The sequence below is a fragment of the Methanoculleus methanifontis genome, from assembly GCF_030464365.1.
GTDB lineage: Archaea > Halobacteriota > Methanomicrobia > Methanomicrobiales > Methanoculleaceae > Methanoculleus > Methanoculleus methanifontis.
The window spans coordinates 190742-199096 of sequence record NZ_VCYI01000004.1 but is presented as its reverse complement, the minus strand read 5'-3'; the positions used below and the strand labels follow the sequence as shown (position 1 = coordinate 199096).

Sequence of the window (8355 nt, the reverse complement as noted above, 5' to 3'; positions counted from 1 at the left end):
GGCGATAGCCAATGGGAAGCCGTTTCAGCAATTTGATACAGGAGAGCGTTCAATTTGTTATGAACGCTCGTAATTGCATTCTGAACCCAGTGAATCTTCAACCACGTGGCACTTTTGGGACGACTTCTATGGGTGGCATAAAGAAAGCCACCTCATTTCCTTTTCTTGCGAGGAACCAGGAGAATTGTGTAAGAAGTATGCGACTATTTCTGGTCCGCACATTTCCTCCTCAGAATCACTATGCTTGTAAGAGGTGCCCTTTATGTCAAGAGATTCTAGGATGTTCACAACTATATCCTTGGACAAGAGCGAGAAAAATTTGGGGTAGTTTCATGGCTAGAGGAGGATCGTGAAGATGCAGGGAAAGAACCTACTTTTCTTGGTTATATGGACGTTTTTCATTCTTGTGCCGGGACCGGTCCTGGGAGAGAGCCCGGGCCAGCAGATCGCCATCGAGTATTCGTTTAACGAGTCGCATGTGCGGATATACGAGCAGATGCTCGCGCAGAACGCATCTGTGGGCGAGTATTATGAGAGGGTCTGCCCTGAGTTCCTGGAGGGCATGTCCCCGGAGACGAGGGCGCACGCCTACAACACGACGATGGCGCGGCACGAGCCTCCCGGGAAACAGGCCGCTATCGGTGTCGCTTCGCCCGTGATCTCGGTCTGCGGAGTACCTACCCACCTTGCAGGTATCGGGACCCTTGCCCTCGTCGGTATCGTTATCCTCGGCCTGCTCGCGGCAATCTGGCTCATCCGGAAGAAGAGGTGAGCCTCACTGCGCCCGGCTCGCCGGGCCCCGCGCACAGTAGAGGTACTCCTGCGCGTACCCGGCATATCCCCCAAAATAGTCCCGGCTAAATCGCCGGATCCGCTCGTACTCCGCCGGTGTGCATTTCCTCCCGGCAAGGTCGGGGAGGTAGGTCTCCGCCACGATCCGGTGTATCCAGACGTCGACGGGGAACGCTTCAAAGAACCCGAATGCAAAGAGCAGCACGCAGTCTGCCGCCTTCGGCCCGATGCCCCGAAACTGCATCAACGCCTGCCGCGCCTCCTCGAAGGGAAGGTCGGCGACCCGCTTTGCCCAATCAGGGTTCTCACTTGTGAATACGGCAGCCTCCCGGGCATAATCCGCCCGGTAACCGAGTTTGCAGTCCCGGAGATCCGCAGAGGAGACGCCCGCAAGCGTTTCCGGATCCGGGAACGTATACGCCGTGCCGAAGGGGCCGTCGATCGGCCTTCCGTAACGCCCTGCCATCAACGCGATGCGCCGTTTCACCGCCGGGATGTTCGTGTTCGTGGCGCAGATGTACGACACCAGGCACTCCCATGCCGGCTGCCCTACAAGCCGGAGGCCACAGCACTCGCTGATCGCGGCGCTGATCGCCGGGTCGCGGTCGATCGATGCGAGGATGGCCAAAAGGTCCTGGTCGAGCCGGAAGTAGTCGCGGACGAACCCCTCATTCGCCCCTTCAAACGTGAGCCGGTCTCTCTCCTGCCGTATTCGGACGGCTCGCCTGTCGACGACGCCCTGCCACCACCCGTCCGCAGTCTTCTCCCAGCGGAAGGCCTGCCCGCAGGAGAGGGTCAGGTTGAGGTCGAACGGCTGGTCTGGCCCGAGTTCGATCGTCTTCATGGCCGGTAACAGCGGCGAACTAAAAAAGAATGGATTATTCTGCCTTCTCATCCTTCATCTGCTGGTAGACGCAGGACTGAACGTCCTGACCCAGTTTCCCGATCGCGTCCGCCCGGCAGCGTGCGCAGTGGCGCATCTGCTTGATGAACGGGGCGCACTTATCCTGCATCTCCCGCTTCTCCTTCGACGTCGGGGGGGTGATACCGGCGAACTTGTACTGCGGGATGAGCGGGATGACGTTGAAGGTGAACGCCCCCATCTCGCCGACCTTCTTTGCAATCTCGGGGATGTGCTCGTCGTTGATCCCGGGGATGTAGACGGTGTTGATCTTGACGAACATCTTCTTAGCGACCGCCATCTCGATCCCCTTCATCTGCTGGGAGAGGAGGAGTTCAGCCGCCTCACGCCCGTGATACTTCTTCCCGTCGTACTCGACCCAGGAGTAGATCTTCTCCCCGATCGCCGGGTCGACGGCGTTGAGCGTGACCGTAACGTTCCCGACATCGTACTTCGCGAGTGCCTCGATCGACTCGGGGAGCATGAGGCCGTTCGTGCTGATGCACATGATCAGGTGCGGGAACTCCTCGTGGACCAGCCGCAGAGCCTCGAACGTCTCGGGGTTTGCGAGCGGCTCACCCGGCCCCGCGATGCCGATCACCTTCACGTACGGGTACTCCTTGACGACGTTCCTGACCAGGTCGAGCCCCTCTTCCGGGGTGAGAACCTTGCTCGTGACACCCGGCCGGCTCTCGTTCACGCAGTCGAAGTCGCGTATGCAGTAGTTGCACTGGATGTTGCAATCTGGAGCGACGGGGAGATGGCATCGTCCGAAGGCGTGGCATGCTTTCTCGGAGTAGCAGGGGTGCTCGCTGATCTTGCGTAACTGCTCCGGATCGTAAGGAACCTCCCTGCCCTGGACCGTCGCGGTCCGGTACTCATCGGCCATATAACTGATCTATGTGCCGGAGGGTATTATATACTGATGGTTTCCGGCGGGCCCAGCGGTTGGTAATAGGTGGCGCGTACTCCGCCATCCTCGCGAGGAGGACTATCCCGGATCCCCAAGAAGTACCTATATATACAGGCAGGTAGTTGTATGTGTGCAGACTATCTGCATGGTTGAAGTATATGGAAGAGAGATATCCCCGCAGGGGCCCCCGTTCTTATGACGACCGTCCCCGCGAGTTCCACAAGGCGGTCTGTTCCGACTGCGGCAAAGAGTGCGAAGTTCCTTTCAAGCCTACGGAGGGTCGGCCGGTCTACTGCCGTGACTGCCTCCCGAAGCACAGAAAACCCCGATTCTAACCCCCTTTTTAACTGATCTCTGATTGCTCGTTACACGACGAGCCGCCTTCGCATCAGCCTGATGGCGAGAACGAAGAAGATCACGGTAGCCACTGCTATCCAGGCAAGGTTGAGGAGATTTATCGGCGAAAACGTCGCGAGCGTGATCGCCCGGTTGAAACCGACGACGTGCGTGAGCGGAAGGGCGGCGAGGGCGAAGTACTGGATCGGTTCGGGCAGGATGTCGAGCGGGAAGAACGTCCCCGAAAAGAGGAACATCGGGGTGATGAAGAGGAACGAGGGGTAGTTCAGCGCGTCGATGCTCGGGGTGATCGCCGTGAAGCACATCGCGATGCCTGCAAAGAGGAGGCCGGCGAGGAACGCGAAAGGTATGAGGAGCAGGGACGACGGCATGGCGACGACGCCGAAGAGGAGGAGCACGGGGAGCATCAGCGTAGCGTAGATCATCCCACGAGTGGCGCCCCAGAGCATCTCTCCCGCGATCACCTCGTCGATGGCGACCGGGGTCGCGATGATTGCATCAAACGTCTTCTGGTAGTACATCCGGACGAACGACGAGTAGGTGCACTCGAAGAAGGCCGAATACATAACCGATATCGAGACGAGGGCCGGTGCGATGAAGACGGGGTAGGGAATCCCGTCGACCGCCTCGATGTACGTCCCGAGACCGAACCCCAGCGCCAGGAGGTAGAGGACCGGCTCGATGAAGGGTGGGATGAAGTTTACCCGGTAGGTCCTGAGGAAGGCGTCCCAGTTCCTCCGCCAGACGCTCTGCACTCTTGTGGTGATGTCGATCATCGCTCACTCCCGCAGGCTCCGGCCGGTCAATCGCAGGAAGACGTCTTCGAGGGTTGCCGGCCGAACCGTCACCGCCGCCTCGTGCCGGCAGACCTCGAGCAGTTCTTGTGCAACATCGTTCGGGCGGTTCGTGAATACCTGGATTATGTCCCCGGCAAGGTCGTAGTTCAGCCTGAGTTCCTCCAGGCGGGCAACCACCTTCTCCGTCCGCTCGACTTCGACGACGTCGTTTCCCGCATGCTCCCGGATAAGGTCCGCCGGGGTGCCTTGGACGAGGATCTTGCCGTGATCCATGATCACCAGCCGGTCGCAGAGGCGTTCTGCTTCGTCGAGGTAGTGGGTGGTGAGGACGAGGGTGTTTCCTTCGGCCCGGAGGTTCCGGAGTTTCTCCCAGATCAGGTGCCGCGCCTGCGGGTCAAGCCCGATGGTGGGTTCGTCGAGGATGAGCAGTTCGGGTTCGTTGACGAGCGCCCGGGCGATGATCAGCCGCCGTTTCATTCCGCCTGAGAGTTTGTCGATCAGGACGTCCCGTTTCTCCTCTAACTGCATGAAAGTGAGGAGTTCTTTTGCCCGTTTCTCCACCTGCCGTTTCGGGATGCCGAAGTAACGGGCGTATATCAGCAGGTTCCGGTAGGCCGAAAAATCCGGGTCGAGGTTGTTCTCCTGCGGCACCACCCCGAGATGGCTCTTGATCTGGCGTTGGTGGGTATCCACGTCCATGCCGAAGACTTCCAGGGTGCCGCCGGATTTAGGGGAGATGCACTGGATCATCTTCATGGTCGTTGTCTTTCCCGCTCCGTTCGGGCCGAGAAACCCGAAGACCTCTCCTTCTCTGACCTGGAAGGCGATATGGTCGACCGCGATGAGGTCTCCGAACCGTTTCTCCAGGTCGTGCGCTACGATGACGTCCCCGATCGTCTCTCCTCCCGAAGGGTCAGTGGAGTCGTGTGACTACAACATTCTTTCGCTCACCCCTCCTCCACGCGGGCACCCGCCGCCGTGGCGCCGGGTTACGGGGCGTTCTGCAACCCTTCCTGCCACGCGAACGCGGATCATGCCTGCGATCGTCTTCAGGGCGTGATCCGCACCTCTGCCCATCGCCCCATCTTAAGGGGCGAGGAGATCACCATCCGCTACGGCGGGCTGCCTGACTGCCCCGGCCCTGTCTGGTTCGGTACGGTGGAGGGGCGAGTGTTTCTAACGCCTCGAATCGTGTCAATTTTCCATTCCCGCCTCAATTTGTTCAGATAAATCCACCCGGATACAGCGTGTTTACCAGTATAGCGAACCGGGTGCCGGAGGACTGCACCATCCTCTCCGGGCCGCTCAGGGTTGTCTGCCGAATTCTCCAGTGGAAATCAAGGGGTTTGGAAGATCCTCACTGAATCATTGAGATTCTCTCGATCGTCGGTAATGTCTGCCGACCCTTGTAACCGGCCCGCCGGTCGTGTAGGTATCTCAGAATCGTCCGACAATTTGAATGGTTTTTAGGGATTCGGGGGTAATTTAGAGATATGGTAGGGGGGTGTCCGGGATGCAGGGGCATGGGAATGGCGATGTGGCCTGGAAATTCTGCGATATGTCTGGAATGGGCGTTCCGGCCGCTACCCTATCGCCTGATGACGAGCTGCACCTGCTCGGTCCGCACGGTGCCTCCGCCGGTCGCCGTAACCACGGCGTCCACGGTCGCGGTGGAGATGAAGGGCGGGAGGTCGGGGGCCGTGACCTCATACGTGAGCGGCGGGTAGGGCACGGAGACCGTGCCAAGGTCACGGTTCTCGCGGTATACGCCCCCGAGCGCCGTAGCGGAGATCTTGATCTTGACGGGTGCGGAGAATCCGCCTTCGGGGTGCACCGTGAGCGTGAACCTGACCGTATCGCCGGGCCGGGTGGTGGTGGACGCCGGGGTGACGGTGATCGAGAACGTGCGGGATGTAACCTGCACCGGGGCGCCCGTCGTGACCGGGGTTCCCGGCGTTCCGGCCGGGGGCGGTCCCGGAGGGGGTGCGCCCTCGTTCGCGAGGAGGGCGTAGGCGCCGGCGAGCACGGTCATCAGGACGCAGATGATGACTGCGGTCAGGAGAGGAGGGTATTCTCGTGCCATGGTTACCCTCACGGTGGGTATGCCGGCAGAACGGTTGCCGGACTATTTATGCGTTGCCGCCCTGCAAGCTGCAGGCCGGGGTAAAAGGGGTGGGTTTTAGTCAATAGCGACCATGACCTCGGTCGATTTGACCACGGCGTAGACCTTTTTGCCGACGGCAAGCCCGAGGTTCTCCACGGACTTTTTCGTGATGACCGCGACGAGTTCGCCGCCGCCGTCCAGCGCGATGACGACCTCGGCGGTGACGACGCCCTCATCGATGGCCTTTACTTTTCCGGGAAGCTGGTTTCTTGCACTTAACTTCATGCTGCACCGCGGCGGTAGTCCGTCTATTCGGGGTATATAGGTTTCGATGCCCGAAACCCCGGTGCGGTGCGCATACTCTCCCTGCAGGCGGGAGTACGGGCGTTTTTTGGGGCGCAAAAAAGTGGATCCGCCTCCCCCAGGTCAGTGTGCCTGCACATCGTTCAGTATGTGGCCCCGACAGAATCATTACATCTTATAGTTACCCATAGTTGGCTATGGCAACCACGATCCAGCTCCAGCCGGAGACCAAGTCCCGCCTGGATACCTTGAAAGCACATCCCCGGGAGAGTTATGACGAGACGCTCAACCGCATTATGGACGCATTAATCGATCCGGAGCCGCTTTCCGAAGAGACGTTGCAGCGGATCGAAGAAAGTGTCGCGGACATGCGGGCCGGTCGGGGTCGCCCCTTTGAAGAGTATGTTCAGAAACGGGGCCTCTGATGATCTGGCGGCTCATCCTGATGCCGGTTGCCGAGCGGATTCTCAATAACATCCCGGACCCTGATGCCGGACGGATTAAGGAAGAACTCTATGCTCTGGCAGATGAGCCGTATCCCCGATTTCACGTTAAGAAACTGAAGGGACACCAGAACAGTCCACTAGACTCTCTTCGTGTAGGACAGTACCGGATCATTCTTGTGATCGAGGACAATGTGATGGTCATCACCGTGATTGAGATTGGAAATCAGAGCAATATCTATCGGGAATATTGATCTGCGTCGCGAGATGTTCGCTGCTCTTGTCTATCAACGTCTCGTCGTCGCAATGGGCCGATGTGTCCTTCCGCTATGAAAAACACATTTCTTTGACAGGAAAATTCTCAAACTACGGCTCTGGAGAATACCTTCCCCTGAGACCGTGGCACCTGCTGTTTCCATTGACGCATGCGAAACATCTCTCCAGGGCGCAAAAAAACGGGTTCGCCGGGCCCCGGGTCACTGTGCCGCATCGACCCGGGATAAAAATTCACGCACGGTCGCGAGGTACGCGTCGGTCTCTTCGAGGTGGTGCTCGTGCGAGGCGCCTTTAAAGACCTTGAGTTCCGATCCCGGCACCTGGCTCCGGAAGTACGCCATGGTCGCGGGCGATGCCTCGTCGTGCTCCCCGCAGGTGAAGAGCACCGGGACCGGGACCTCGGCGAGCCGGCCGGTGACGTCGAACGTCCGGAGGGTTCCCGTGCAGGTGAACTCGCTCGGTCCCCACATCCCGAGGTAGACCGGCAGGGAGATCTTCTCGAACGTCCGGTTCAGGCATTCGGGCCAGGGGTCCGTCCGGCAGACGTGCCGGGCGTAATACGCCGCCATGGCTTCCTGGTACTCCGGCGAGTCGAAGTTCCCGGTCGCCTCCGCTTCCCGGACAACCTCCTGGATCTCTTCGGGGAACGCCGCAAGGTGCGCCCGCTGGTCCGCCACCCACCGGTCCGCGTCCAGCAGCGGCGCGGAGAGGATCAGGCTCTCAACGCCGTCGGATTCTGCGGAGAGCACGTATTCGACCGCAAGTGCCCCTCCCCAGGACTGCCCGAGGAGGTGCACCCGGTCGAGTCCGAGCGCCTGGCGGACCTCGCCGACCTCCGCGACGTAGCGTACCACCGTCCAGAGAGCGGGGTCGTCGGGCCGGTCGGAGTTCCCGCACCCGAGCTGGTCGTAGAAGACGATCGGCCGCTCGTCCGCGAGGGCCGCGAGCGGCTCGAGGTAGTCGTGGGTCGCCCCCGGTCCCCCGTGGAGGATCAGTAGGGGCGTTCCGGGACTGTCGGCACCGACGATGCGGAACCAGACCCGGCCGCCGGTGACGTCGACGTAGCCCTCGTGGGTGTCGCCGTCGGTTCTGGTTATGGTGACGTTCGATCTGTCGGCCGGCCGATCCGTCGTGATGCAGAGCGCGAGCAGGACCGCTGCGGTTGTGAGAAGGAGAAGTAACATGAGATCTCTCCTGAACGTTTTTTTGGTATGGTTGACCCCTGGGGTGCCACGGCCGGGGGGCTGTAGGGGGCCGCCGGCGGTGTGTTCCTGATGTGGTGTTTGTTTTGGAGGGGATTTGAGTTTTTGGGATGGGATAGGTAAGTAAAAAAGTTCGACATAATCCTCTCCATGTGATCCCACAGCACGGGGTGCCTGCAGTTTCGGTGATCCTGAATAATCGATCATTTCTTGTGCGGCAGTCGGTCAGCGGGGTCCCTGACGGCCGCGACTGGCTCGAACCTCGCC

General features: G+C 60.1%; 12 protein-coding genes. 5 read left to right on the top strand and 7 right to left on the bottom strand.

Going from position 1 to position 8355, the window contains the following annotated elements:
- Window positions 1–406 precede the first annotated feature (406 nt).
- Window positions 407–772, top strand: coding sequence for a hypothetical protein (locus FGW20_RS04750; RefSeq protein ID WP_301676944.1), 366 nt, complete (start codon window positions 407–409; stop codon window positions 770–772).
- Window positions 773–775: 3 nt separating this feature from the next.
- Here the strand turns inward: FGW20_RS04750 and FGW20_RS04745 are convergent, their stop codons facing one another.
- A complete protein-coding gene (locus tag FGW20_RS04745) occupies window positions 776–1636 on the bottom strand; it encodes a DNA-3-methyladenine glycosylase family protein (RefSeq protein WP_301676943.1) in 861 nt (286 codons plus the stop codon).
- Between the two features lie 34 nt (window positions 1637–1670).
- On the bottom strand, window positions 1671–2582 hold the full coding sequence (nifB, locus tag FGW20_RS04740) for a nitrogenase cofactor biosynthesis protein NifB (RefSeq protein WP_301676942.1): 912 nt from the start codon (window positions 2580–2582) through the stop codon (window positions 1671–1673).
- A 182-nt stretch (window positions 2583–2764) separates the two neighbouring features.
- Here nifB and FGW20_RS04735 point away from each other — a divergent pair, with 182 nt between their 5' ends.
- The gene (locus tag FGW20_RS04735; protein ID WP_074370462.1) at window positions 2765–2941 is read left to right on the top strand and encodes a CxxC-x17-CxxC domain-containing protein; all 177 of its coding nucleotides are present in this window, start codon (window positions 2765–2767) and stop codon (window positions 2939–2941) included.
- A gap of 30 nt (window positions 2942–2971) precedes the next feature.
- On the opposite strand, the gene FGW20_RS04730 is transcribed toward FGW20_RS04735, so the two are convergent.
- Window positions 2972–3739, bottom strand: coding sequence for an ABC transporter permease (locus FGW20_RS04730; protein WP_301676941.1), 768 nt, complete (start codon window positions 3737–3739; stop codon window positions 2972–2974).
- Window positions 3740–3742: 3 nt separating this feature from the next.
- The gene (locus tag FGW20_RS04725; RefSeq protein WP_301676950.1) at window positions 3743–4627 is read right to left on the bottom strand and encodes an ABC transporter ATP-binding protein; all 885 of its coding nucleotides are present in this window, start codon (window positions 4625–4627) and stop codon (window positions 3743–3745) included.
- A 111-nt stretch (window positions 4628–4738) separates the two neighbouring features.
- Here FGW20_RS04725 and FGW20_RS04720 point away from each other — a divergent pair, with 111 nt between their 5' ends.
- A complete protein-coding gene (locus FGW20_RS04720; RefSeq protein WP_301676940.1) occupies window positions 4739–4990 on the top strand; it encodes an SET domain-containing protein-lysine N-methyltransferase in 252 nt (83 codons plus the stop codon).
- Between the two features lie 358 nt (window positions 4991–5348).
- On the opposite strand, the gene FGW20_RS04715 is transcribed toward FGW20_RS04720, so the two are convergent.
- A complete protein-coding gene (locus FGW20_RS04715) occupies window positions 5349–5843 on the bottom strand; it encodes a hypothetical protein (protein ID WP_301676939.1) in 495 nt (164 codons plus the stop codon).
- 96 nt (window positions 5844–5939) lie between these two features.
- Complete coding sequence (locus FGW20_RS04710) at window positions 5940–6149, bottom strand: TOBE domain-containing protein (RefSeq protein ID WP_301676938.1); 210 nt, start codon at window positions 6147–6149, stop codon at window positions 5940–5942.
- Between the two features lie 215 nt (window positions 6150–6364).
- On the opposite strand from FGW20_RS04710, the gene FGW20_RS04705 reads away from it, so the two are divergent.
- Both FGW20_RS04705 and FGW20_RS04700 read left to right on the top strand, forming a co-directional pair.
- A complete protein-coding gene (locus FGW20_RS04705) occupies window positions 6365–6592 on the top strand; it encodes a DUF7557 family protein (RefSeq protein WP_301676937.1) in 228 nt (75 codons plus the stop codon).
- Window positions 6592–6864: a type II toxin-antitoxin system RelE family toxin gene (locus FGW20_RS04700; RefSeq protein ID WP_301676936.1), complete on the top strand. Its 273-nt coding sequence runs from the start codon at window positions 6592–6594 to the stop codon at window positions 6862–6864. The genes FGW20_RS04705 and FGW20_RS04700 overlap by 1 nt, the downstream gene beginning before the upstream one ends.
- Before the next feature lie 222 nt (window positions 6865–7086).
- On the opposite strand, the gene FGW20_RS04695 is transcribed toward FGW20_RS04700, so the two are convergent.
- Window positions 7087–8070 carry a proline iminopeptidase-family hydrolase gene (locus FGW20_RS04695; protein ID WP_301676935.1) on the bottom strand — a complete coding sequence of 328 codons (984 nt, stop codon included), beginning with the start codon at window positions 8068–8070 and terminating at the stop codon, window positions 7087–7089.
- Window positions 8071–8355 lie beyond the last annotated feature (285 nt).

Bases quoted from the DNA above. Each gene is read 5' to 3' on its own strand.
- FGW20_RS04745 (WP_301676943.1), bottom strand. From the start codon at position 1,636: ATGAAGACGATCGAACTCGGGCCAGACCAGCCGTTCGACCTCAACCTG.
- FGW20_RS04705 (WP_301676937.1), top strand. From the start codon at position 6,365: ATGGCAACCACGATCCAGCTCCAGCCGGAGACCAAGTCCCGCCTGGAT.
- FGW20_RS04700 (WP_301676936.1), top strand. From the start codon at position 6,592: ATGATCTGGCGGCTCATCCTGATGCCGGTTGCCGAGCGGATTCTCAAT.
- FGW20_RS04715 (WP_301676939.1), bottom strand. From the start codon at position 5,843: ATGGCACGAGAATACCCTCCTCTCCTGACCGCAGTCATCATCTGCGTC.
- FGW20_RS04695 (WP_301676935.1), bottom strand. From the start codon at position 8,070: ATGTTACTTCTCCTTCTCACAACCGCAGCGGTCCTGCTCGCGCTCTGC.
- FGW20_RS04730 (WP_301676941.1), bottom strand. From the start codon at position 3,739: ATGATCGACATCACCACAAGAGTGCAGAGCGTCTGGCGGAGGAACTGG.
- FGW20_RS04710 (WP_301676938.1), bottom strand. From the start codon at position 6,149: ATGAAGTTAAGTGCAAGAAACCAGCTTCCCGGAAAAGTAAAGGCCATC.
- nifB (WP_301676942.1), bottom strand. From the start codon at position 2,582: ATGGCCGATGAGTACCGGACCGCGACGGTCCAGGGCAGGGAGGTTCCT.
- FGW20_RS04735 (WP_074370462.1), top strand. From the start codon at position 2,765: ATGGAAGAGAGATATCCCCGCAGGGGCCCCCGTTCTTATGACGACCGT.